Origin of the sequence: Kineococcus rubinsiae (assembly GCF_011839805.1) — a bacterium.
Taxonomy (GTDB): Bacteria; Actinomycetota; Actinomycetes; order Actinomycetales; family Kineococcaceae; genus Kineococcus; species Kineococcus rubinsiae.
On record NZ_VWPY01000020.1, the window covers coordinates 40,398 to 64,245 of the forward strand.

Below are 23,848 nucleotides of genomic sequence, written 5' to 3' on the forward strand. Positions count from 1 at the left end.
CCGCCCGGAGTTGGAGGGGGGCGGGGCCCGGCGCTCAGACGGCGTCGACGCCGAGGCACACCTTGTAGGAGGCGCCCGCGCCCCCGCCGAGGAGTTCCGACTGCCGCTTGGACACGACGCCGTAGTAGACGTCCGGCGCCGTGCGGGCCGCCAGCACGACCATGTCCCTGGCCGACAGCGCGAACGCGGCGTTGCCCAGCGTGTCGTCGCCCGTGTCGAGCAGCGCGTTCAGGAAGTCGGTGATGACGGGTTCGAGCTTGGGCAGCACCTTCTGCGCGATCTCCCCCAGCACGGGCCCGACCACGGGCACGTAGACCACCGCCTCAGCCACGGCCTTCGACGCCTCGGTGACGAACTCCTCGACCAGCGGCTTGAACTTCTCGGGATCGCCGAAGTCGTGCTCCATGAGGGTGGCCGCCAGCACCAGCCCGCACGGCTGCCCCCGGTACAGCTCGAGACGGTCGGGGCGCGCCTCGCCGGCGTCGACCCCGGAGTAGATCTGCGAGCGGGTGTTCACCTGCCCCGCCGGGCCGGCCAGCCCGAACAGGACGTACGGCTCGTCCTCGCTCGGCGTCGGGTCGCCGTCCCAGTCCGTCTCCCCGAAGCAGAGCAGGCCCGAGTACGTCACGACGACCTCCCGCAGGTCGATGGCCCCGGTGTCGCCCCAGAAGTAGATCGAGCCGTGCTCGAAGGTGCTGATGCGGCCGTCGTCGGGGAAGGCTGCCTCGTCGGCCAGCGGCAGGCCGAGCCAGCTCGTGGCGCCGCCCAGCTGGTCGTAGCGCTGCTCGATGGCGCCGTGGACCCAGGCCGTGCCCCCGTCCTTGCGCCGGTAGACCGTCCCGTCCTGGTAGCGGACCCGGGTGCCCTCACCCGCGGGCTCGGGCATCGAGCCGGGCGACAGCGGGGCTCCCGGTGCGCCGCCCAGGCGCGCGACGGCGTCCTCGAAGGGCTTCCAGAACAGCGCGTGGAGGTCGACGGGCGGTGTCGGCCTGAAGACCTTGACGATCCCGCCGCCGGGGAGCGGGCGGGGGGTCGTCAGCGTGCGCGACAGGGACGGGGTGGTCGTGGTGCTCGTCATCTCGGGACCTCCGCAGTGGTGGACCTCGCCGGTGTGGCACGTCGATGCTGCGCGCGCCTCACCCGTGCGGCCCTCCCCGGTTCCGATGCGGAACCGGCCATTGACCCTCCGCAGCCGGGGGCTGCGTGTCAGCCTGGACGTCCCGGCGTCCGCGCGAGCCGCCGGCCCGGCGCACGGCGGGAGGAGGCGGTCCGGTGGACCTGGACCTCGTGTGCGTCGAGAGCTTCCTGGTGCTGGTGCAGGAGGGTCACCACCGCCGGGCGGCCGCACGCCTGAGCATCACGTCCTCGGCGCTGACCAAGCGCGTGCAGCGCCTCGTGCGGCAGGTCGGCGTCCCCCTGCTGGTGCGGGGCGCAGCGGCCGCGCCCGGCCCGACGCCCGCCGGGGCGCGGTTCGCCCGCGAGGCGGGTCCGCTGCTGGAGCAGGCCCGGGCGGCCCGGCGCGCCGCGCGCTCCCCCGGGCGCACAGTCCTGCGCCTGGGGGTGCCCGGTGCCGTGGGCGAGTACCCCCGCCGGCGCGACCTCGTCGCCCTGGGGGCCCGGCTGCGGCGAACGCACCCCGACGTCACGCTGCAGTGCCAGGGTCTGCCCTTCACCGACCTGGTGCGCGGCCTCGTCAGCGAGAGCGTGGACGTGGTCTGGATGGCCGGCGCGGTGACCCACCCCGGCGTGGTGAGCACACCGTGCGCCGTGCTGCACCGCTCCGGCGTGGTCGGACCGCGATCGCCGTTCGCGGACGCGGTGACGGTGCCGGTCGAGGACTTCGCTGATGCGGAACTGCTGCACAACCCGCGGGCGCCGGACTCCTACATGCGGCTCTGGTACCTGGGTGACCTGCGGGCCCGCAGCGACGCACGGCTGGTGGAGGTGGCGGCCGACGACCACCGGTCCTTGCTGACCGCACTCGTGCGCAGCAGGGCCGTGACCGTGATGCCCCGGCCGTTCGCCCGGTTGCTCCCGCCGCCGCTGCGGACGGTCGCCATTGAAGGGCTGCCCCCCGTGGTGTTCACGGTGTGCCACCGCCGGGCCGACCGGCGCCCGGTCCTGCACGAGCTGCTGCAGGTCGTCGCCGAGCGCGCGGAGGAGCTGGCCGGCGTCTAGGCCGGCCAACCCCTGCACTCAGTCCTCGAAGTCGGTGCTCGCGCTCAGCGTGCGCCACTGCTCGAGCTCGGCGCGGCGGGCGTCGAGGATCCCCTCGGCCGCGGCCAGGGCGTCGGTGCCGAGGAGCAGCAGCCCGGGCGCGGACCCCGACTCGACGGCCTCGACGATCGCGCGCGCGGCCTTGGCCGGGTCACCCGGCTGGGTGCCGTGGGCGGTGTCGTTCTCCTTGCGCCGCGCGTCCACCGTCTCGGCGTAGTCGGCGATCGGCTGCGTCGCGCCGGTCAGCGAGCGGCCCGCGAAGTCGGTGCGGAACCCGCCGGGCTCGACGGCCACGACCTGGATCCCCAGCGGCTGCAGCTCCTTGCGCAGCGACCCGGACATGCCCTCCAGCGCGGCCTTGACCGCGGCGTAGTAGCCCGATCCGGGCGGGCAGATCTGCGCACCGATGGACGACACGTTGACGACGGCGCCGGAGCGGCGGCTGCGCATGCTCGGCAGCACGGCCTTGACCATGGCGACCGCGCCGAAGAAGTTCGTCGCGAAGAGCCGCTGCACGTCGGCGTCGTCGCCCTCCTCCACGGCCGCGCGGTAGCCGTACCCGGCGTTGTTGACGAGGACGTCGACGGCGCCGAAGCGCTCCTCGGCGGCGCGCACGGACTCGGCCACCTGAGCGGCGTCCGTCACGTCGAGGGCGAGCGCCAGGGCGGTGCCGGGGTGCGCGTCGGCGAGGTCCTGGACCGTCGCGGCGTCGCGGGCCGTCACGACCGCCTGGTGGCCGGCGGCGAGGACGGCCTCGGCGAGGGCGCGGCCGAGGCCGGTGGAGCAGCCGGTGATGAGCCAGGTGGACACGGGGTCTCCTCAGGGGTGGGTCGGCTCGGCGCCAGGGGTCGGCGCCGGAGGTGAGTGGTCAGACGACGAGTGGTCAGGGCTGAGTGGTCAGGGCTGGGGGTCGAGCGCGTCGTAGCGCACGAAGCGGGGCTGCAGGCGGGCCAGCAGCAGGACCCCGGCGACGCAGAGCATGCCACCGACCAGCGCCGCGAGCCCCTCGCCCGTGACCTCGGCCGTGGAGCCGAGGACGAGGTCGCCCAGGCGCGGGCCGCCGGCGACGACGACGATGAAGACGCCCTGCAGGCGCCCGCGCATGGCGTCGGGGGTGGCGACCTGCAGGATCGTGCCGCGGAACACGGAGCTCACCGCGTCCGCCGCACCGGAGACGGCGAGCAGCAGCACGAGCACGGGCAGCCGCCACGACCCGCCGTCGGGGGCCAGGACGAGGACCGTCCCGAAGCCCGCGATCGACGCGCCGTAGACGACGATGCAGCCGACGACGACCGCGCCCTGGCGGCGCACGGCGCCCAGGGGCCCGGACAGCAGGCCGGCGAGCACGGAGCCGATGGCGATGCCCGCGGTGAGGACGCCGACCGTCTCGGCCCCGCCTCCGAGCAGCACCGCGCCCACGGCGGGGAAGAGCACGCGGGGCATCGCGAAGACCATGGCGCACAGGTCGACGAGGAAGGTCATGCGGACGTTGGGCTGCGTGCCCAGGTACTGCAGCCCCTCCAGCACCGACCGGAACCCGGCGCGCCGCACGCCCTCGGCACCCGGCTCGGGCGGCAGCGGCGGCAGCCGCCACACCCCCCACAGCGTCGCGAGGAACGTCACGGCGTCGATCGTGTAGGCGACCTCGAAGCCCCAGGTGGCCACGAGGACGCCGCCGAGCAGCGGGCCCAGCGTGAGGGCCAGCGACCACGTGGTCGCGTTCAGCGCGTTGGCCGCGGGCAGCTGCTCGCGGGAGACCAGCCGCGGCAGGATCGCCGAGCGGGCCGGGTTGTTGATCGCGAAGGCCGCGCTCTGGACGGCGACGAGCGCGTACAGCAGGCCCGGGGACTCCAGACCCAGCCACGCCTGCGCGGCCGTGGCGAGGGAGACCACCCACAGCACGACGGAGGCGACGAGGGCGACGCGGCGGCGGTCGTGGGCGTCGACCAGCGCGCCGCCGTAGAGCCCCAGCAGGACCAGCGGCACGAGGGCCGCGAGCCCCACGAGGCCGACCGAGAAGGTGGAGGAGGTGAGCGCGTAGACCTGCAGGCCGATCGTGACGACGGCGAGCTGGTTGCCGATGCCGGCGAGCGACTGGCCGATCCACAACCGGCGGAAGTGCGGGTTCTCCCGCAGCGGGGCCGTGTCGACGAAGAGCCGGCGGCGCTCCCGCGCGGGCGCGGGTGGTGGGGTCACACCCCCCAGCGTAAGTGGCCCGGGGCCACCGCTGCGCCGCTCACCGCGTCGTCGCGGGAGCTGGGGCGCAGGGCCGGGGACAGGGGAAGTCCCCGGGCGCTTCCTCCACGTCGGTGGAGGGCCGGATGGACAGACCGGCGCCCGGGGACCCGGTGACTGCCTGGGTTTCGCCGCGCTGCGCGGGGCGACCAGAGCGGTCCGCGTCCTGCACGCAGCTGCTAGCTGGCAGCCACCTCACGTGTCCGAGAAGAACTCATGCTCTGGACCACCTCCTTCCTCGTGTACGAGAACGGTAGACCCGCCTCCCCGGAGTTGTCACCCCGTTTCGCGGCGTCGCCGGAGCGGGGTCGGCGGCGGCCTCCCGGCTGGTGGTGCCGGGCGGTTCGTGAGCCCATGGCGCCATGAGCGAACGACTCCCCGTGACCCTCCTGGGCACCTCGACCATGGGGGCCGGCATGGCCCGGTCCCTGGCCCGCGCCGGCTTCCCCCTCGCGGTCTGGAACCGCTCCGCCGACAAGGCGCAGGCCCTCGCCGACGTCGCCCGCGTGGCGGACGACCCGGCCGACGCGGTCGCCGGCGCCGACGTCGTCCTGACGATGCTGTGGGACGCGGACAGCGTCGAGTCCACCGTGCGCGCCGCGGCCCCGGGCTTCGCGCCCGGGGCGGTGTGGGTGCAGACCTCGACGGTGGGGGTCGCGGGCACCGAGCGGCTGGCCGCCGTCGCCGCCGAGCTCGGCCTGACCTACGTCGACGCGCCCGTCCTCGGGACCAAGGGCCCGGCGGCCGACGGCGCGCTGACCGTCCTGGCCGGCGGCGCGGGCGCGGTCCGCGAGCGCGTCGAGGGCGTCTTCGAAGCGATCGGCCAGCGGACGGTGTGGCTGGACGGGGTCGGCGACGCCACCCGGCTGAAGCTCGTGTGCAACGCCTGGGTGCTGACGGTCGTCGACGGCGTCGCCACGTCGGTCGCCCTGGCCCGCGACCTCGGGTTGGACCCGGCGGACTTCCTGGCCGCCGTCGCGGGCGGGGCGATGGACGCCCCCTACGTGCAGCTCAAGGGCAAGGCGATGATCGCCGGCGAGCACGCCCCGCAGTTCGGCGCCGCCGGCGGGCTCAAAGACCTGGAGCTGGTGCTCGAGGCCGCGGCCGCGGCGGGCGCGGAGGCCGCGCTGCCGGCGACGGTGCGAGACCACTTCCGGACCGTCGTCGAGGCCGGGCACGGCGACGAGGACGTCAGCACGGTCATCCGGGCGCACGACCGCCGGGGCTGACGCGGTCGCCGGCCCGTGGTCCGAAGGGGGACCGCGGGCCGGCGGACGGCCCGTCCAGGCCGACTGAGGGTCGGAACCACCCGAACACGCGGGGGCGGCTTGCCCGGCGCGCGGGGCATCGCCTACTGTGCAACCCAGCAGTTGTTGTCGGAACCACCTTTACTCATCTGGAGCAGAGGGTCCGGCAGGCACCCGAGACGGCGGCGCACCCGATGAACGGCACCTCGCAGGCGATCCTCGTCGCGGTGTCCACCGTGATCTTCGCCCTGCTGCCCGACCGCGACGGGCAGGTGCGCGTCCACCTCCCGCTCGTGCGCCGCACGCGGGACCCGTTCTGCGACCAGTGGGCGCTGCCCGGGGGCTGGGTGCGCACCGAGGAGAGCCTGAGCGACGCCGGCCGGCGCACCCTGGCCGAGACGACCGGCCTGCGCCCGAGCTACCTGGAGCAGCTCTACACGTTCGGCGGGGTCGACCGCTCCCCCGGCCAGCGGGTCGTCTCGGTCGTCTACTCCGCGCTGGTGAGGAACCACGAGGCCGCCACCGCGGTCGAGGGCGACAACGTCCGGTGGACGTCCGCCGACGACTGCACGGGGCTCGCCTTCGACCACGACGAGATCGTCCGCTACGCCCTGTTCCGGTTGCGCAGCAAGGTGCAGCACGCCCACGTCGCCCTGCACTTCCTCGGCGAGCGGTTCTCCCTCGCGCAGCTGCGCGAGGTCCACGAGGCGATCCTGCAGCGCCCGCTCGACCCGGCGAACTTCCGCCGCCAGATCGAGGGCTCCGGGACCATCGCCCCCACCGAGGAGCGCCTCACGGGCGGCCGGCACCGCCCGCCCCGGCTCTACCGGGCGCTCGTCGCCGCGGGTTCCACCGGCCCGTTCCAGGACGTGGGCCCGCTCGCCTGAGCCCGCCCGCCGCACCACCCGCACGCTCCCGGCCCCCGGCCGGCTCTCGTCCCCGCGCGTCCTCCCAGCCCAGGAAGGCTCCCCCGATGGCCTCCGTGCCCGTCCAGATCGACCTGCTCACCCGCACCCCGTCGCCCCGCTCGGCCGACTCGGTGTGCGACCCCGCGCTGGCGGACGGGCCGTGGACGCTCGACGCCACCCCGGGCCTGCCGCTGCCCGCGCCCACCTACGGCGCGGGCGCCTCCCGGTTCGACGTCGCCCCGCCGACCACCCCGGTGCAGCAGCAGATCCCGGCGGAGTACCGCCGCACGCCCGCCCCGGAGCTCGAGGAGCGCATCCGTGCGGCGAAGGCGGCGCTGGGCGACCGGCTCGTCGTGCTCGGGCACTACTACCAGCGCGACGAGGTGGTGCAGTTCGCCGACGTCGTCGGGGACAGCTTCCAGCTGGCGCAGGCCTCGCGGGCAGCGCAGGAGGCGGAGTTCGTCGTGTTCTGCGGCGTGCACTTCATGGCCGAGACCGCGGACCTGCTCTCCCGCGAGGACCAGGTCGTCGTCCTGCCGAACCTCGCGGCGGGCTGCTCGATGGCCGACATGGCCGACATCGACTCCGTCACGGCGTGCTGGGAGCAGCTCGAGGCGCTGTACGGCACCGAACCCGACGCCGACGGCAGGGTCCCCGTCGTGCCCGTCACCTACATGAACTCCTCCGCGGCGCTGAAGGGCTTCTGCGGCGACCACGGCGGCATCGTGTGCACCTCCTCCAACGCGGCGCAGGTGCTCGAGTGGGCGTTCCAGCGCGGCCAGCGCGTGCTGTTCTTCCCCGACCAGCACCTCGGCCGCAACACGGCCAAGGCCATGGGCGTGCCGCTGTCGCAGATGCCCGTGTGGGACCCGCGCAAGGCGCGCGGCGGGAACTCCGCCGAGGCCCTCACCGACGCCCGCGTGGTCCTGTGGCGCGGCTGGTGCTCGGTGCACGCGCGGTTCACGGTCGACCAGATCGCGCAGGCGCGCGCGGAGAACCCCGACGTCCGCGTCGTCGTGCACCCCGAGTGCCCGGCCGAGGTCGTCGACGCGGCCGACGAGAACGGTTCCACCCAGTACATCCAGCGCGTCGTCGACGAGGCCCCCGCCGGCACGGCGTTCGCCATCGGCACCGAGGTGAACATGGTGCGGCGCCTCGCCGACGCCCGCCCGGACCTCACGATCACCTGCCTGGACCCGGTCATCTGCCCCTGCTCGACGATGTACCGGATCCACCCGGCCTACCTCGCGTGGGTGCTGGAGTCGCTGGTCGCCGGGACCGTCGTGAACCAGGTCAAGGTCGCCGACGACGTGGCGGCCGCCGGCCGGGTGGCGCTGGAGCGGATGCTCGCGGTGCGGCCGTGAGCACGCTCTCCGCCGCCGCTCCCCGTCCCGCGCCGGAGGCGGTGCGCACCGACGTCCTCGTCGTCGGCGCGGGCATCGCGGGCCTCACCGCGGCGCTGGAGGCCGCCCGGACCCGCTCCGTCGTGCTCGTCACCAAGACCGAGCTCGGCGACGGCAGCACGCACTACGCCCAGGGCGGGATCGCCGTCGCGGACGGCCGCGAGGACGTCGCCGCGCACGTCGCCGACACCCTGGCCGCGGGCGCCGGTCTCGGCGTCCCCGCTGCGGTGCAGGCGCTCTGCGCCGCCGGCCCGGAGGCCGTGCGCGTCCTCGCGGAGCGGGGCGTCGCCTTCGACCGCGGCGGCGACGGGCACTGGTCGCTCGGCCTGGAAGCGGCGCACTCGCGCCCGCGCATCCTGCACGTGGACGGCGACCGGACGGGCGCCGCGATCTCCGCGGCGCTGTCGGCGGCCGTGCGCCGCAGCGACGTCGACGTGCGCGAGCAGGGGTTCCTCGCCGACCTGGTGGTGGCCGACGGCCGCGTCGTCGGCGCCGACGTCCTGCTGGCCGGGCCGGACGGCCGCGACGTCCTGCACTGCTTCCTGGCCGGGTCGGTCGTCCTCGCCACGGGCGGTGCCGGGCAGCTGTTCTCCCGCACCACGAACCCCGCGGTGGCCACGGCCGACGGCCTCGCCGCCGCGTGGCGGGCGGGCGCCGACGTCAGCGACCTCGAGATGTACCAGTTCCACCCCACGGCGGCCGCGCTGCCGCGGCCGTTCCTCGTCTCCGAGGCCGTGCGCGGCGAGGGCGCCCTCCTCCTCGACGCCGAGGGGCACCGCTTCATGCCCGACGTCGATGCGCGTGCGGAGCTCGCGCCGCGCGACGTGGTGGCCCGCGCCATCGCCGCCGCCATGGGGCGCACGGGCGGCCGCCCCGTCCTGCTGGACGCCACCGGCGTCTCCCGGCGGCTCGGGACGCCGTTCGCGCAGCGCTTCCCGGGCATCGCGGCGATGTGCCGCGAGCAGGGCCTCGACCCCGAGCACGACCCGGTGCCGGTGACCCCCGCGGCGCACTACTGGATGGGCGGCGTGCGCACCGACGCCGCGGGCCGCACCAGCCTGCCCGGACTGTGGGCCGCGGGCGAGGTCGCCTGCACGGGCGTGCACGGCGCGAACCGCCTCGCGTCGAACTCCCTGCTGGAGGCCCTCGTCACGGGCGGGCGCGTCGTCGCCGACCTCGACGCCGACCGCCCGCCCGTGCGCCCCGGGGCCGACGAGGACGTGCTGGAGCTGCCCGGGACGGCCTCGACCGCGGCGGCCCACCTGGCCCGCCGCGACCTGCAGGCGGCCCTCTGGGAGCACACGGGCCTCGTCCGCGAGGCGGCCGGCCTCGCCGTCGCGGCGAAGCTGCTGACCCCCGACGAGGAACCCGTCACGCTCGAACCGGGCACCGACGTGCGCCGCGGGACGCGGGAGGACGCGAACCTCCTGCTCGCGGGGCAGCTGCTCGTCGCCGCCGCGACGGCCCGGGAGAACTCCCTGGGCGCCCACCACCGCAGCGACCACCCGAACCCGCCGCCGGTCCCCCGGCGCCTCACCCTGCGGAGGACCCCGTGCTGAACTCCCGCTCCGCCGTCGCGGCCGTCGTCGCCGCCGCCCTCGCCGAGGACGCCCCCTGGGGCGACCTGACCAGCGAGGCCCTCGTCCCGGCCGGGTCGCTGGCCACCGCCGAGCTGCGCGCCCGGGAACCCGGCGTGCTCGCGGGCGGCGCGGCCGTCCACGCGGCGTTCGCCCAGGCCGCGGCCCTCGTCGGCGGAGAGGTCCGCGTGACCGACGTCCCCGCCGACGGCACCGTCTTCGCCGCCGGGGACGTGCTGGGCCGGGTGAGCGGGAACGCGCACGCCGTCCTGCGCGCCGAGCGGGTCGCCCTGAACCTCGTGCAGCACCTGTCGGGGGTCGCCACCCTCACGGCCGCCTTCGTCGCGCAGGTCGCCGGGACGCGCGCCCGCGTGGTCGACACCCGCAAGACGACCCCGGGGCTGCGGGCGCTGGAGCGCGCCGCGGTGCGGGCCGGCGGCGGCCACAACCACCGGTTCTCGCTGTCGGACGCCGTGCTGGTCAAGGACAACCACCTGGCGGTGCTGACCGCGGGCGGCCTCGACGTCACGACGGCCCTGAAGGGCGTGCGGGAGCAGGTGCCGCACACGACGGTGATCGAGGTCGAGGTGGACTCCCTCGACCAGCTCGACGCCGTCCTGGCCGCGGACGTCGACGTCGTCCTGCTCGACAACTTCAGCCTCGCCGACCTCGAGGAGGGGGTGCGCCGGGTCGCCGGGCGCGCTCTCGTCGAGGCGAGCGGGGGCGTGCGGCTGGACACCGTCGCGGCCATCGCCGCGACCGGCGTCGACCTGGTGTCGGTGGGCGCCCTGACGCAGAACTCCCCCACCCTCGACATCGGCCTCGACACGGCGCTGGCCGCCCCGGGGACCGCGGCCCCGTGATCTACCTCGACCACGCGGCGACCACCCCGCCCACGCGGGAGGTGCTGGAGGCGGCCTGGCCCTACCTCACGCAGGTGACCGGGAACCCCTCCAGCGCCCACGAGGTCGGGCGGGCGGCGAAGGCCGGGCTCGACGCGGCGCGCGAGACCGTCGCCGCCGTGCTCGGCTGCCGGCCCGGCGAGGTGGTGTTCACCTCCGGGGGCACCGAGGCCGACAACCTTGCCGTCACCGGGATCGCCACCGCGACTCCGCGCGGGCGCCACGTCGTGACGACCGCCGTCGAGCACCCCGCCGTCCTGGAGACCGCACTCGCCCTGCGCCACCGCGGCTTCCGGGTCGACGTGGTCGGCGTCGACGCGGCCGGGACCGTCGACCTCGACGAGCTCGCCGCGGTCGTGACCGACGACACCACCCTCGTGTCCGTCATGGCCGCGAACAACGAGGTGGGCACGCTGCAGCCGCTCGCGCAGGTGTCGGCCCTCTGCCGCGCCCACGGGGTCCCGCTGCACACCGACGCGGTCCAGGCCGCGGGCCACCTCGACCTCCGCGTGGACGCGCTCGGCGTGGACGCGCTGTCGGTGTCCGGGCACAAGCTGGGCGGCCTGCGCGGCGCGGGGTTCCTGCACGTGCGGGGCGCGCTGGCGCTGGACCCCGTCCTGCACGGCGGCGGGCAGGAGCGCGGCCGCCGCTCCGGCACCGTCGACGTCGCCTCGGCCGTCGCGACCGCCGTGGCCCTGCGCGCCGCGGACGCCGCCCGGGCGAGCGAGGGCCCGCGGCTGCGCGCCCTGCGCGACGAGCTCATCGCCGGCGTCCTGGCGAGCGTGCCCACCGCCGTCCTCACCGGCCACCCCGTCCACCGGCTGCCCGGCCACGCGTCGTTCTGCTTCCGCGGCGTGGGGGGCGAGACGGTCCTCGCCGAGCTCGAGCAGTCCGGGATCGTGTGCTCCAGCGGCTCGGCGTGCGCGGCCGACTCCGACGACGCCTCCGCGGTGCTGCTGGCCATGGGGATCGACGCCGACCTCGCCCGCACCGCGGTGCGGTTCACCCTCGGCGCGAGCACCACCGCCGACGACGTCGCCGAGGTCCTGCGCGTCCTGCCGGCCGCGGTCGGCGCCGCCGCCTCCGTCTGAGCGGCGTCAGCGGTCGGCGGCGGCGGGGTCCCGCGGACGGGCCGCGGACGTGAGGAGGCTGGCCGCGGCGACGACGACGAGCACGACGACCATCGCGGCGCGCAGCCCCAGGTGCTCCCCGAGGAACCCGAGCAGCGGCGGCCCCACCAGGAAGGCGAGGTAGCCGGCGACCGCGACCGTGGCCACCGAGGACGTCGGGTCGTCGCTGTCGGCGGCGGCCGAGAGCGTCACGGGGAAGCCGAGGGCGGCGCCCAGGCCCCACAGCACGACGGCGCAGCCGGCCAGCAGCGCGCTGTCGGAGAACACCACGACGGCGATGCCGACGGCCGAGACCAGGGCGCTGGCCCGCAGGACGGCGGCGTTGCCGAACCGGGCGAGCAGCGGCTCCCCGGCGAAGCGGCCCACGGTCATGGCGGCGGCGAAGCCCGTGAAGACGACGGAGCCGAGCGTCGCCGAGACGCCGTGGCCGTCCACCATGATCAGCGGGAGCCAGTCGTTGGCGGACCCCTCGGCCAGGGCCAGGGCGAGGACGATGACCCCCAGGGCGACGATGCGCCGCTGCCGCCACAGCCCCAGCTGCGTGCGCCAGCCGGGGCCGCCCCCGGCCCCGGGGACCGCCCGCCCGGTGTCGCTCGGGATCGCCGGGACGGCCCACGCGACCGCCACGGCCCCCACCACGGCGACGCCCCCCAGGTGCCAGGGCACGGGCGTGTCGAGGGCGGTCAGCCCGACGCCGACCACGGCCCCCACCACGGTGCCGAGGCTGAAGCAGCCGTGCAGCACGGGCAGGACCCGCCGCCCGGACGCGGCCTCGAGGGCCGCGCCCTCCACGTTGATCGCGATCTCGGACAGCCCGATGCCGAACCCGACGAGGGCCAGGCCCGCGAAGGCGCCCGCGGAGGAGGACATCGGGGCCGCGGCCCCGATGAGGGCCACACCCAGGACGAACGTCGCCCCGCCCGCCCCGATCGTGCGCCGGGCGCCGTGGCGGCGCACCACCCCCGCCGAGGACAGCACGCCGGTCATGGACCCGACGGAGATGCCGAACAGGACGAGTCCCATCTCCGCGGTCGAGGCCTGCAGCAGGTCGCGGACCGCCGGGGTCCGCACGACCCACGAGGCGGTCCCCGTCCCGACGACGAGCATGACCGTGAAGATGGCGGCGCGGCGCCGGGCCAGCGCCGGGGAGAACCCCGGGCGCGCGGAGACGGGGGAGGTCATCCTCCGAACCTACGGGAGCGCCGCACGCGGCCGGGCGGCCGAGCGGCGCGCCACCGCACCGCACGTCCCGGAGCCGCTGCACCGCAGCGGGTGCGGACGGGTGGGAGGAGTCAGGCGGTGGAACCGCCCTGCTGCGCGACCGACGCGGCGGTGCCGATGTCCCACACGTACGGCGGGGTGGTGCCGTTGACGGAGAAGTCCCCGACGATGCGCGCCTTGTAGATCACCGGGTTGTGGCTGGCGACCGTGCGCGCGTTGCGCCAGTGCCGGTCGAGGTTCCTGCTCGTGGAGACCCCCGAGGCGCCCAGGGTGTCGAACAGCGCGGTCGCCGCGGCCGGCACCGAGCGCGAGAGCACCACCTGGGCCTGGGCCGTGGCGATCTCGGCGACGACGTTGGCGGCCAGGTCCTCGGGCGAGTCGCGCCGGGCGGCGGTGTCGGCGGCGCCCTGGACCGCCTCGGCCGCCCCGCGCACCAGCAGGCGCGCGGCGAACGCGGCCGCGCTGATCTCCCCGGCCACGGCGAGGACGGCGGGGTCCTCGCGCACCAGCGGGGCCAGGCCGTGGGTGTAGGTGCGGGTGCGGGCGCGCACCTCGGCGCCCGTGTCCCGCTCGATCGCGGCGGCGATGCCGGCCTGCACGGTCAGCAGCACCAGCTGGTAGAGCGCGGTCTGGTAGCGGAAGCGGCCCTCGAAGGGGGCCACGTCCTCCTCCTCGACCCGGGCCCGGTCCAGGACGAGCGTGCCGGTGCCGGTGACGCGCTGGCCGAAGCCGTCCCAGTCGTCGGAGACGGTGACGCCGTCCTGGCCGGTGCGCACCAGCGCCGTGGACGCCTCGTCGCCCACCCGGCAGGTCACGTCCGCCCAGTCGGCGAAGATCGTGCCCGTCGTGTAGTACTTGCGGCCGCTGACGACCCACCCCGCACCGTCGCGCTCGACGACGGTGCCCGAGCGGCCGATGACGTCGCCCGTGGCCGACCACGCGTTGCCGACCAGGTCCCCCGCGGTGACCCGCGCCAGCCAGCCGTCGCGGTAGGAGCCCGGCGGCAGCGTCAGGAGGTGCTCCACCCACGCGAGGTGGCCGCGGAAGATCTGCGGGAGAGCGGGATCGGCGGTCGCGGCCTCCACCAGGAGCTCGGCGGTCTCGACCCACGTCAGCCCGTCGCCCCCGAGGTCGGCGGGCACGCGCAGGTTCCCGAACCCGGCGGCGGCCAGGGCGCGCACCTGCGCGCGGGGCAGCTCGCGCTCGGCCTCGCGGCGCGACGCGCCCTCGGCGGCCTCGGCGAACAGCGGCGCGAGGCGGGCGCGGGCGGCGGCCAGGCGGCCGGCGCGCTCCTCGGCGCTCCCGCGGGTGGCGGCGGCGGAGGTCGCGTCGGTGGTGGTGGTCACAGGGTGCTCCCCAGGTCGTCGTCGGGGTGCCCGCGTCCGACGACCGTGCCCGGGGGCCCGCCTTACCCGTGCGCGAGCACCAGGTCAGGTCATCACCCGGGGCACCCCACAGCGAGGAGGGTTGCCGTCCAGCGAGCCGGGGCTTCGCGCTGGAACTCGTGACCGCCGACGAAACTACCCCAGGACGCCGACACGCGTCGAGCGAACGGCGAAGTCCGCCCGGGCGGGGCCGGCGCCGTCGCCGTCCTCGCCGGCCCGTCGGGGCGGCCGCCGCACCGCCGGGTCCGCGGCCCCGGAGGAGGGTCGGGGAACCGGTTGACAGCCGGTTCCCGCGCTGGTTACTTTCTGCCCCGGTCACGAGTTCCAGCAGAGAGCCCCGGCTTGCTGGGCGGCAACCCTCCTCGTCGTGGGGTGCCCCGGGTGATGACCTGACCTGGTGCCGACGCACCGGTAAGGACGAGCCTCCCCCGGCCTGCCTCCCTGTCGTCGACGCCGCGGCTACGACTCGAGGACGACCCCCATGGCTGCACGGCTCGACCACTCGCGCTGGAAACCCGCGCACACCCGCATCGCCACCGCCCTGGGCATCGGCTGGATGCTCGACGCCTTCGAGGTGCAGATCATCGGCTCGGTGATCCCGGGCATCCAGGCCGAGTTCGGCCTGGGCGCCGGCCAGGCGGTCACCATCAACGTCGTCTGGTTCCTCGGGATCGCCGTGGGCGCCGTCGGTTTCGGCTGGCTCGCCGACAAGGTGGGGCGCAAGCGCCTGTTCGTCGCGACCCTGCTGGTGTACTCGATCGCCGCGGTGGCCAGTTCGGCGGCACCCTCGTACGAGGTCTTCATGGTGTTCCGGTTCATCACGGCCCTCGGGGTCGGCGGTGAGTACTCGGCGATCACCTCGGCGATCTCGGAGTTCACGCCGGCGCGCAACCGCGGGCGCAGCAACGGCCTGGTCATGAGCTTCTGGGCGCTCGGCGGGATCCTGTCCTCGCTGGTCTCCATCCTCGTCATCTCCACGTTCGGGCTGACGTGGCGCTACACCCTGCTGTTCGGGGTGGTCAGCGCCGTCTACGGCCTGCTCGCCCGGCGCCTGGTGCCCGAGTCCCCGCGGTGGCTGGCCTCCCGCGGACGGCTGGCGGAGGCCGACGCCGTGGTCGAGGCGATCACCGGGCAGGCCAGCGCGGAGGGCTACGCGCTGCCGCCCTCGTCGGCCCGGGGCGGCAGCGCCCTGGGTGAGCTGTGGGCCCACCACCGCAGCAAGCTGTTCCTGGGGATGGCGCTGGACTTCTCCGAGGCCGCGGGCTACTACGGGTTGTTCACGGCGATGAGCGTCTTCGTGTTCTCCTCCGCCTCGGGTGCCGTGCCGATCTCCGACGCCGCGCTGCCGTACTACTTCCTCATCGCCAACGTCGGGGCGCTGGCCGGCGGCGTGCTCATCGCCTGGGCGCTGGACCGCCTGGGGCGCAAGCCGTCGGTCGTCGCGGCCTACACGGGTGCGTCGCTGAGCATGCTCGGGTGCGCGGCGGCGGCGTCGACGGGTTCGCGGGCGCTCGTGCTCGTGGCGTTCACCGTCGCGGCGTTCTTCGCCACGTGCGCCTGGGTCTCGGCCTACCCCACGTTCTCGGAGCAGTTCCCCACCCACCTGCGCGCCACCGGGGTCGGTGCGTCGGTCGGCGTGGGCCGCATGGGCGCGGTGGTGGGTCAGGTGCTGCTGGCCGAGGTCGCGGTGGCCTTCTCCGTCACGTCGATGTTCGTGCTGCTCGCCGCCTTCTGGCTGATCGGCTCGGTGGCGGGCGTGGTCTGGTGGTCGCGCGGCGTCGAGGCGCGGGGCATGACGCTGGGCGACCTGGAGCACGTGCCCGCTCCGGTCGGGTCCTGACGGGGGAACCCCCTCCAGCGCAGGACCTCCGCCGCCCGCACGGGCCGGGCCCCGCCGCGACCTGCGGTGGTGCTCAGCCCGTGCGGGCGGACGTCGTCACGACGGCACCCCCGGCCAGGACGGTCTAGCCCGTGACGCGGAACGGCTGCGGCGCAGCCCGGGCGGCGGCGATCACGGGGATGCCGGCCCCGAGCACCACCGGGTAGCGCTTGAGCACCAGCTCGTCGATCTCCGCCAGGAGCGCACCGGCGAGCCTCCCGCCGCCGGCCAGCCAGATCCCCGCGCCCGGCTCCTGCTTCAGCCGCCGCACGAGCGCGACGGGGTCCCCGCCGCCGACGTGCAGGCCCGCCTCCTCGCGCGGCGGCAGCGTCGTGGAGACGACGTGCTGGTCCAGGTGCGCGTAGGGGCTCGTGATGCCCGCCCGCAGGGCGGGCTCGTACGTCGCCCGGCCCACGAGCACGGTGTCGAAGCGGGTCCCCGCGGCCGTGACGCCGAGCTGCTCGCGCACGTGGGTGGGCAGGGTCTCGGGGAACTCCGCGGCGATGAACGCGAGGACCGACTCGTCGACGGGGAACACGTCGGAGGAACCGTCGGGGGCGGCGACGTACCCGTCCAGGGTCACGCCCACGTAGTAGGTCAGCCTGCGCACGTCGACTCCCTCCGCGGCGACCGGCGTCCGCCGGGACGCTCAGCCTGGCAGGGCTCCCGGCCGGGGTCGAGGGAGTTCCGCCTGCGCCCGGGTCACGGGCGGGGGGCGACCGCCTCCGCCTGGCCGCCGGCCAGCGGGACGACGTCGACGAGCTCCCAGGGGCCGCCGAGGTAGCGGTGCACGGCCACCCCCTCGGCCCGCACCGCCCAGGGCGTGAACCCGGCGCTCAGGTCGGCCACGAGGGCCTTCGCGGCGTCGGGCGCCAGGAAGTTCGCGACGGTGACGTGCGCGGAGAACCTCTGCGCGTCCTGCCGCGTCAGCCACGGCGTGAAGCGGCGGGCGAGGTCGGCGCGCAGGGCGTCCAGCTCGGGCGAGCGCAGGACCAGCGCCGCGCCGCGCCCGAGGGAGCGGACGCCCGCGACCTCGACGGTGAAGGCCGGCCGCGCGCAGGCCTCGCGCACGGCGTCGAGGACGGCGGGCAGCTCCTCGCCGGGCAGCTGGTGGAACATCGTGACGTGGGCGCGCAGCTGGTTGCGCTGCGGCGGGAAGTGCCGCTCGCGCAGCGCGTCCAGCCGCCCGGCGTCCGCCCCGGCGAGCGCGAGGGCGAGGATCAGCGGATCGCTCACCGCGACAGGACGACCACGGCGCCCCAGACCGACAGCAGCAGCGACACGGCCGCGATGGCGGCCCCCGCGGTCCACCACCCGCGGTCGGGGCTCCCCGCGCGGAGGTGGCGCACCGAGACCGCGCCGCTGACGCCGGCGATGACGAGCGCGAGCGGGAAGAACACCGCGCTCACGACGATCGAGGCGAGGCCCGCGACGACGACGCCGATCGCGCCGGGAGAGGCCTTGCGGCGGGGCTGGGCGGCGGGCACACCGCATCCTCCCACCCGGGACGCAGGACGGCCGCCGCACCCTCCCGGGTGCGGCGGCCGCCGGTGGTGCTCGGTGCTGCTAGTCGACGGCGACGACCGTCGGCGTCGGGGAGTCCCCGAAGCTCACCCAGCCGAGGTAGCGGGTGCCCTCCTCGAGACCGGACCAGCTCAGCGACACCGTCACCGGCTCCCCCGCCGTGACGGGCACGGGGTTCGGGGTGGCCGTCAGGTCGCCCTCGTCCGTGTCGGGCGTGACCGCGTAGCTCGTCAGGGCGTAGGGCGCCGTGCTCGCGCCCGGCGCCGTGGCGTAGCCCGAGACCTGGACGACGTAGGTGCCGGCCTCGGGGGCCAGGACGTCGATGCGCTCGTCGGCCGAGCCGGTCGCGGAGAGCGCCACCTGCTCGGCGGTGCCGTCCGCGGCCAGGCGGTAGAGCGCCAGGTCGAGGTCGGAGCGGTCGTCGGCGGCCTGCACGTCGAACCGGGCGAGGCTGGTGCCCTCGCCGACCTCGACGCGGTACTGGTCGTCGGCGCCGGGGGCCAGGTCGCCGTCGGCGGTGGAGCCGGCCGCGAGACCGGCCGTCGTGACGGGCAGCTCACCGTCGACGCCCGAGGTGATCGTGACGTCGGTGCTGCCCTCGGTGCCCGTCCCGGTCACCTGGTCGGGGGCCACGACGGCCACGGGCTTCACGGCGACGGGCGAGCGGACCGAGAGGTTCGCGCCGCGCCAGGTCAGCGCGCCCGTGCTCCACTCGTCCTCCTCCGCCGTGGTCCGGGTGAAGCTGACCGTGAACTTCTTGGTCTCCCCCACCGCGTTGAACACCAGCACGCTCGGGGAGACGCGCACGTCGAACCCGGGCACGGTGGCGGTGGCGTTGAACAGGCCCGTGGTGGTGGACGTGACCGACCGGGTGACGGTCTGGGTGCCCGCGAGCGAACCGACCGCGATCGAGGCCTGGTTCAGGTCGCTCGGGTCGACGGCCTCGACGCCCGTGCCGGTCTGGATGCCGGAACCCTCGAGGAACGCGATCCAGTCCGTCGGGGTGGAGTCGTAGACGAGGCCGGGGTTCAGCATCTTCGTCGGGTCGACGAAGCCGGCGCCGCCGTCGAAGGGGTTCCGGTTCGGGCTGCCGTCGGCGTTCACCAGGGCGCGGGCGGTGGTCATCATGGCCGACTTCACGGCCATCGGGGACCAGCGCGGGTGCACGCCGAGGTAGAGGGCCGCGAGGCCCGCGACGTGCGGGGCGGACATCGAGGTGCCCGAGAGCGGCATGAACAGGTTGCCGCGGTTCGGGCCCGGGGCGACGCCCGCGACGATGCCCACGCCGGGCGCCGCGATGTCCGGCTTGAGGACGTCGCCGTCGCTCGCCGGCGTCGGGCCGCGGGAGGAGAACCCGGCGATCTGCGGGGCGGGGGTCGGCGTGCCCGTGGTGTTGCCGACCTCGAAGGCGACGGTGGGCTTCTTGGCGGACGCGGCGTAGGCCTTGACCTTCGCCCCCGCGGCCGTGTCGAGGTGGACCGTCGGCACGGTGTGCGCGTCGGAGTCGATGGAGTTCGGGGTCGGGTTGACCAGGACCATCCCGGCCCCGCCGACGCGGGCGACCTCGGCGGACTTGGCGACGCGGTCGGTGACCCCGCGGTCGCAGACGACGACCTTGCCCTTGGCCTTAGCGCTGAGGCTGCCGGCCTGGCAGATCGCGACCTCCGCCGCAGGCTTGCCCGCCACGGCGACGGCGCTGGCCAGGGTCAGGGTGGTGGACTTCAGCGGCTTCTGCACGAGCCGCGTGCCGACGAACTTCCGCCCGTCGCCGAGCACGACCGTGCCCTCGCGCGGCACCGCGGTGGTCGCGGCGACCGTGGTCAGCCAGGGGCTGGCGTGGTCGAGGGTCGAGGCGCCGGGGCCGGAGTTCCCGGCCGAGGCGGAGACGAACACGCCCGCCGAGGCGGCGGAGAGGAACGCCAGCTCGACCGGGTCGTTCACGGTCGTCGCGGCACCGCCGCCGATCGAGTAGTTGATGACGTCGACGCCGTCGGCGATCGCGGCGTCCACGGCCCCGAGGATGTCGGAGGTCATGCACCCGTCGTCGCCGCCGGGGGCCGCGGACCAGCAGACCTTGTAGACGGCCACGGACGCGGCCGGGGCCATGCCGGAGGCCTTGCCGTAGGCGTCGCCGTCGATCGTCGCGGGCACGCCCTCCAGGCCCGCGGCGGTCGTCGCCGTGTGCGTCCCGTGGCCCTCGCCGTCGCGCGCCGAGAGGTACTCGTACTGCCCGAGCCCGGACACGCCGCCGTTCGCGGCGAGGAACCCCTCGCCGAACGCGCGGGCGCCGATGACCTTGGTGCTGCAGTTCGCGGCGGTCCAGCCGGTGCCCGTCTCGCAGGTGCCGCGGAACGTCCCGCCGTCCTTCTTGCGCTGCACGATCGTGCCGGACGCCGTCCGGTAGGCGGTGTAGGGCGCGTTCGCGGTGGGGGCCGAGCCGAGCGGCTTGCCGGCCACGGAGGGGTGCTCGGGCCAGAGGCCCGTGTCCAGGACGCCGACGACGACGCCGGCCCCGGCCTTCGCGACCCCGCCGGCCGCGGCCCAGACGCCGTTCGCGCCGGTCAGGCCCAGGTAGTCGGGGGTGGCGGTCGTGTCGAGGTGGCGGACCGTGTCGGGGACGACCGAGAGGACGCCGGGCCGGCCGGCGAGCTTCTGCGCCTGCGCGGCCGACAGCGCGGCGGAGAACCCGTTGACGGCCACCGTGTAGCGCTGCAGGGGCTGCACCCCGGCGGTCGCGGCGACGTCGGACTGCTCCTGCAGGAGGCGGGCGCGGTAGTCCTTCGCGGCCTCCTGCGTCACGTCGACCCCGCCGTCGGCCGACTTCTTCAGCCGGGGCAGCCCGGGCAGCGAGCCGTCGTAGGACGCCATCGAGTCCGAGGCCAGGGTCACGACGTAGCGGCCGTCGCTGAACGCGCCCACGGCCGGCAGGGCGCCGGGGACCGCTGCGGGAACGGCGGCGGCACCGCCGACGGGCACCGCGCAGAGCAGGGCACCGACGGCGAAGGCGGCGCCGCGGACGAGGCGCCGGCGCGCACGGCCCGCGGTGGGTGGAGGAGTGCTGGGGCGGTCGTCGTGCACGTTCTGCCTCCACGAGGTGGGACGCGAGGGGAAAGGGACGCCTCTCGTGACGAAGGGCGAACGGTGCGTAGCCAACCTGGTGCCTGTCACTGCGTCAAGTACGCGAGCACTCACTGCTCGTGATCAGCTGCGCCGGAGCTGAGAGGACGCCGAGAGTCCTGCGCCCCGGCCCCGGGGGCGGTCGCCGGTCCCCGCGGGGCCGCTTCGTACAGTGGCGCGGTGCCCCGCTCCGCCGACCGCCGCCTGCTGACCACCGCCCTCGCCGTCCTGCTGGGCTGCGGCGCCGGCCTGGGCGCCGGCGTCGCCGCCGCGACGGGCACGGCCGTCCCCGCCGCCGCCCACGACCGCCTGGTCTCCACCGACCCCGCCGACGGCGCGACGCTGGAGCAGGCCCCCGACCACGTCGGCCTCGTGATGTCCTCCGACCCGCTCGGCCTGGGCACGCAGGTCCAGGTCACCGGCCCGGCGGGGATCGTCTCCACGGGCGACGTCTCGGTGCTCGACACCACCGTCACGCAGGCGCTCGCCGCCGACCGCCCCGCGGGCACCTACGAGGTGCAGTGGCGGATCACGTCCTCCGACGGTCACCCCGTGTCCGGGTCGTTCCGCTTCACCGCCGCGACCGGGACCGCGCCCGCCAGCCCGTCCGCGGCCCCGTCGCCCTCCGCGACCGCCGCGGCACCCAGCCCGTCGAGCCCCGCCGTCGACCCCGTCGACCCCGTCGGCGGCACCGGGTCGGCGTCACCCCTGCTGACCGCCGGCGTCGTCGCCCTCGCGGTGCTCGCGGTGGTCGGGGTGCTCGTCGGCGTGCGCCGGCGCCGCGACGGTTCCTGAGCCCCGCCGGGCGCTCAGCCGAACAACCGCTCGCTCGCCAGGCGCGCGCCGTCGCTCAGCGCCGCGAGCTTGGCCACGGCGATCTGCGGGTGGATGCGCCCGCCCAGACCGCAGTCGGTCGAGGCGATGACGTTCTCCGCACCGACGACGGACGCGAAGCGCTCGATCCGGTCGGCGACGAGCTCGGGGTGCTCGACGACGTTCGTGGCGTGGCTCACGATCCCCGGCACGATCTTCTTGCCCGCGGGCAGGGGCAGGTCCTTCCACACCTTCCACTCGTGCTCGTGCCGCGCGTTGGCCGCCTCGAAGGAGTAGGCGCCGGCGTCGATCTCGAGCATGACGTCGGCGATGTGGCGGAACTCCACGTCCGTCGTGTGCGGGCCGTGCCAGCTGCCCCAGCACAGGTGGAAGCGGACCCGGTCGGTGTCCAGGCCGCGCAGGGCGTGGTTCAGCGCCTCGACCCGGATGCGGGTGAACGCCCGGTAGTCCTCGATCGAGGGTTCGGGGTTGATCTGGTCGTAGTTCTCGGCGATCGAGGGGTCGTCGACCTGGAGGGTCAGGCCGGCGTCCAGCACCGCGCGGTACTCCTCGCGCAGCACGTCGGCCCAGGCCCAGATGTGCTCCTCCTCGGTGGCGTAGTGCCGGTTGGAGATGCGCGCACCGCTGCCCGGGGAGAGCGAGGTGATGAAACCCTCCTCCAGCCCCGCGGCCGCCAGCCCCGCCTTGAGGTTGGCGATGTCGGAGGCGATCGCCTCCTGACCCACGTAGGACAGCGGCCCCGTCGTCGCCGGGAACGCCGTGGCGTTCTTCCCCGTGGAGATGCCGGACGTCGGGTCGGTGTAGGCGTCGCGGAAGGTCGTCCAGTCGCGCCGGTCGGGGAAGCTGGTCAGCCGCACGTGCCCGGGCTCGGAGCGGACCACCGGCTGGGCGAAGAGGTCCTCCCCCGTGACGGTCAGCCCCGCCACGCGCTGGAACGAGTACGACCACCAGGCGCCGTAGTCCACCGCGCTGGTCATGGCCTTGCCGTACTCGCCGTCCCCGACGACCGTCACCCCCAGCGCGGCCTGCCGTACGACGAGGTCGACGACCGCGTCGGTGAGGAGGCCGTCGAACTCCGGGGTGCGTTCCAGCGTGAGGCCGTCGGCGGCGAGGGTGCGGGCGTCGTTCGCGGCGATGAGCTCGGGCGTGCGGGGCAGGCTGCCCGCGTGGGTGACGGGGACCTGGCGGCGGCTCACGGGATGCGTCTCCTCGGAGGTGGTTCGGGTTGCGCGCGAGCACGTCGCGCGGAGGTCCGCCGCGGGAGGGGCGGCTCCCGCGCGCGGCACGGGGACGACGGGCCGGGTCTGTCGGCCGGTCTGGGAGGTGCTGCCAGCGTAGGCCACACCCGCCGGGCGCGGCCCGTCGTGCTCCTCCCCCCGCCCGCTCCGTGCCGGTCCGCGTCTTGACCGTGCTGCGGTCCTCTGCCACCCTCGGCAACGGTCATGAGTGCCGACGGAGAGCCCCGGCTCGTCGGCCGGCAACCCTCCTGCTGCGTGGGGTGCCCCGGGTGAGGACCAGGCCTGCAGGGTTCCCTGCCGGCAAGGCAGAGCTCCCGCGCGGAGCCCGAGACGAGGACACGACGTGGTCGACACCTTCCCCGAACAGCGCACTCCCCTCCTGACGGTGCGCGGCGTCGTCGAGCACGGCGACGAACGCGGCCGGACCCTGGGTTTCCCCACCGCCAACGTCCCCGTCACCGGGGTGGTCGTGCACGACGGCGTCTGGGCGGGGACAGTGCAGGTCGACCCCCGCTCGGACGGCCCCGTGCACGTGGCCGCGGTCTCGGTGGGGCACCGCCCCACGTACTACGGCCGCGAGGGCGTGCGGTTGCTGGAGGCGAACCTGCTGGACTTCGACGGCGACCTCTACGACCGCGAGGTCCTGGTCACGCTGCACGAGCGGCTGCGGCCCCAGCGGCGGTTCGCGGGTTCCGACGACCTCGTCCGGCAGCTGCGCGACGACGTCGCGGCGACGCGGGCCTGGGCCCGCTCCCACGCCGCGGGGCGGGTCGTCACCCCCGCCTAGGTGTACCTGGCCATCACGTTGGTGACAGGCGGCTGACCGGCGGGAGGCCACCGAGTGCGCTGTGACGGCGTTGAGTGTTGTAGTGCTCGATCCACGGGGCAAGGGCTGCGGCCCGTTCGGCGTTGCTGGTGAAGACCTGCCGGTAGGCCCACTCGGTGGCCAGGGTCCGGTTCAACCGCTCCACCTTGCCGTTCTGCCAGGGGCAGTGCGGGCGGATGAACTTCTGCCGGGCACCCAGTGCTGC

General features: G+C 75.6%; 21 protein-coding genes and 3 riboswitches. Of the genes, 10 read left to right on the forward strand and 11 right to left on the reverse strand.

Annotated features, from left to right (window positions below; translation table 11 throughout):
- Positions 1 to 34 precede the first annotated feature (34 nt).
- Complete coding sequence (locus F1544_RS11710) at positions 35 to 1,078, reverse strand: LGFP repeat-containing protein (protein ID WP_167585468.1); 1,044 nt, start codon at positions 1,076 to 1,078, stop codon at positions 35 to 37.
- 194 nt (positions 1,079 to 1,272) lie between these two features.
- Between F1544_RS11710 and F1544_RS11715 the strand changes: the two genes are divergently transcribed.
- The gene (locus tag F1544_RS11715) at positions 1,273 to 2,178 is read left to right on the forward strand and encodes a LysR substrate-binding domain-containing protein (protein WP_167585470.1); all 906 of its coding nucleotides are present in this window, start codon (positions 1,273 to 1,275) and stop codon (positions 2,176 to 2,178) included.
- Positions 2,179 to 2,196: 18 nt separating this feature from the next.
- Here the strand turns inward: F1544_RS11715 and F1544_RS11720 are convergent, their stop codons facing one another.
- Together F1544_RS11720 and F1544_RS11725 are read right to left on the reverse strand one after the other, a co-directional pair.
- Positions 2,197 to 3,027 (reverse strand): oxidoreductase, encoded by an 831-nt coding sequence (locus F1544_RS11720; protein WP_167585472.1) that lies wholly within the window; start codon positions 3,025 to 3,027, stop codon positions 2,197 to 2,199.
- An 87-nt stretch (positions 3,028 to 3,114) separates the two neighbouring features.
- Positions 3,115 to 4,413 (reverse strand): MFS transporter, encoded by a 1,299-nt coding sequence (locus F1544_RS11725; RefSeq protein WP_167585474.1) that lies wholly within the window; start codon positions 4,411 to 4,413, stop codon positions 3,115 to 3,117.
- A 401-nt stretch (positions 4,414 to 4,814) separates the two neighbouring features.
- On the opposite strand from F1544_RS11725, the gene F1544_RS11730 reads away from it, so the two are divergent.
- From F1544_RS11730 to F1544_RS11755, 6 genes are all read left to right on the forward strand, one after another.
- Positions 4,815 to 5,681, forward strand: coding sequence for an NAD(P)-dependent oxidoreductase (locus F1544_RS11730; RefSeq protein ID WP_167585476.1), 867 nt, complete (start codon positions 4,815 to 4,817; stop codon positions 5,679 to 5,681).
- 212 nt (positions 5,682 to 5,893) lie between these two features.
- Complete coding sequence (locus tag F1544_RS11735) at positions 5,894 to 6,586, forward strand: NUDIX hydrolase (RefSeq protein ID WP_167585479.1); 693 nt, start codon at positions 5,894 to 5,896, stop codon at positions 6,584 to 6,586.
- A gap of 86 nt (positions 6,587 to 6,672) precedes the next feature.
- Positions 6,673 to 7,971, forward strand: a complete 1,299-nt coding sequence (gene nadA, locus F1544_RS11740) for a quinolinate synthase NadA (RefSeq protein WP_167585482.1) — start codon at positions 6,673 to 6,675, stop codon at positions 7,969 to 7,971.
- Positions 7,968 to 9,569, forward strand: coding sequence for an L-aspartate oxidase (gene nadB / locus F1544_RS11745; RefSeq protein ID WP_208971715.1), 1,602 nt, complete (start codon positions 7,968 to 7,970; stop codon positions 9,567 to 9,569). Before nadA ends, nadB begins: the two co-directional genes overlap by 4 nt.
- Positions 9,566 to 10,450 (forward strand): carboxylating nicotinate-nucleotide diphosphorylase, encoded by an 885-nt coding sequence (gene nadC, locus F1544_RS11750; protein ID WP_167585531.1) that lies wholly within the window; start codon positions 9,566 to 9,568, stop codon positions 10,448 to 10,450. Before nadB ends, nadC begins: the two co-directional genes overlap by 4 nt.
- On the forward strand, positions 10,447 to 11,580 hold the full coding sequence (locus tag F1544_RS11755) for a cysteine desulfurase family protein (protein WP_167585485.1): 1,134 nt from the start codon (positions 10,447 to 10,449) through the stop codon (positions 11,578 to 11,580). The genes nadC and F1544_RS11755 overlap by 4 nt, the downstream gene beginning before the upstream one ends.
- Positions 11,581 to 11,586: 6 nt before the next feature.
- Here F1544_RS11755 and F1544_RS11760 read toward each other — a convergent pair whose 3' ends face one another.
- Entirely contained in the window at positions 11,587 to 12,801 is a 1,215-nt protein-coding gene (locus tag F1544_RS11760) for an MFS transporter (RefSeq protein WP_167585488.1), read from the reverse strand.
- Positions 12,802 to 12,911: 110 nt separating this feature from the next.
- Positions 12,912 to 14,186: an acyl-CoA dehydrogenase family protein gene (locus F1544_RS11765; RefSeq protein WP_308470025.1), complete on the reverse strand. Its 1,275-nt coding sequence runs from the start codon at positions 14,184 to 14,186 to the stop codon at positions 12,912 to 12,914.
- 53 nt (positions 14,187 to 14,239) lie between these two features.
- Positions 14,240 to 14,350, reverse strand: a riboswitch (SAM riboswitch).
- Positions 14,351 to 14,538: 188 nt separating this feature from the next.
- A riboswitch (SAM riboswitch) is annotated at positions 14,539 to 14,649 on the forward strand.
- 57 nt (positions 14,650 to 14,706) lie between these two features.
- Between F1544_RS11765 and F1544_RS11770 the strand changes: the two genes are divergently transcribed.
- Entirely contained in the window at positions 14,707 to 16,065 is a 1,359-nt protein-coding gene (locus tag F1544_RS11770) for an MFS transporter (protein ID WP_167585491.1), read from the forward strand.
- Positions 16,066 to 16,189: 124 nt separating this feature from the next.
- On the opposite strand, the gene F1544_RS11775 is transcribed toward F1544_RS11770, so the two are convergent.
- From F1544_RS11775 to F1544_RS11790, 4 genes are all read right to left on the reverse strand, one after another.
- Positions 16,190 to 16,714, reverse strand: a complete 525-nt coding sequence (locus F1544_RS11775; protein ID WP_167585494.1) for a dihydrofolate reductase family protein — start codon at positions 16,712 to 16,714, stop codon at positions 16,190 to 16,192.
- 92 nt (positions 16,715 to 16,806) lie between these two features.
- Complete coding sequence (locus F1544_RS11780) at positions 16,807 to 17,340, reverse strand: 2'-5' RNA ligase family protein (protein ID WP_167585497.1); 534 nt, start codon at positions 17,338 to 17,340, stop codon at positions 16,807 to 16,809.
- Positions 17,337 to 17,591 carry a hypothetical protein gene (locus F1544_RS26330; protein ID WP_167585500.1) on the reverse strand — a complete coding sequence of 85 codons (255 nt, stop codon included), beginning with the start codon at positions 17,589 to 17,591 and terminating at the stop codon, positions 17,337 to 17,339. The genes F1544_RS11780 and F1544_RS26330 overlap by 4 nt, the downstream gene beginning before the upstream one ends.
- 79 nt (positions 17,592 to 17,670) lie before the next feature.
- A complete protein-coding gene (locus tag F1544_RS11790; RefSeq protein WP_167585502.1) occupies positions 17,671 to 20,706 on the reverse strand; it encodes a S8 family serine peptidase in 3,036 nt (1,011 codons plus the stop codon).
- 219 nt (positions 20,707 to 20,925) lie between these two features.
- On the opposite strand from F1544_RS11790, the gene F1544_RS11795 reads away from it, so the two are divergent.
- Entirely contained in the window at positions 20,926 to 21,540 is a 615-nt protein-coding gene (locus F1544_RS11795) for a copper resistance CopC family protein (RefSeq protein ID WP_167585505.1), read from the forward strand.
- Positions 21,541 to 21,554: 14 nt separating this feature from the next.
- Here F1544_RS11795 and F1544_RS11800 read toward each other — a convergent pair whose 3' ends face one another.
- Entirely contained in the window at positions 21,555 to 22,775 is a 1,221-nt protein-coding gene (locus F1544_RS11800) for a cobalamin-independent methionine synthase II family protein (RefSeq protein WP_167585508.1), read from the reverse strand.
- 242 nt (positions 22,776 to 23,017) lie between these two features.
- Positions 23,018 to 23,130: riboswitch (SAM riboswitch) on the forward strand.
- Between the two features lie 30 nt (positions 23,131 to 23,160).
- Here F1544_RS11800 and F1544_RS11805 point away from each other — a divergent pair.
- On the forward strand, positions 23,161 to 23,604 hold the full coding sequence (locus tag F1544_RS11805) for a riboflavin kinase (protein WP_308470026.1): 444 nt from the start codon (positions 23,161 to 23,163) through the stop codon (positions 23,602 to 23,604).
- A gap of 13 nt (positions 23,605 to 23,617) precedes the next feature.
- Here F1544_RS11805 and F1544_RS11810 read toward each other — a convergent pair.
- Positions 23,618 to 23,848: integrase core domain-containing protein (locus tag F1544_RS11810; RefSeq protein WP_167582948.1), on the reverse strand; the 231-nt coding region annotated here is incomplete at its 5' end.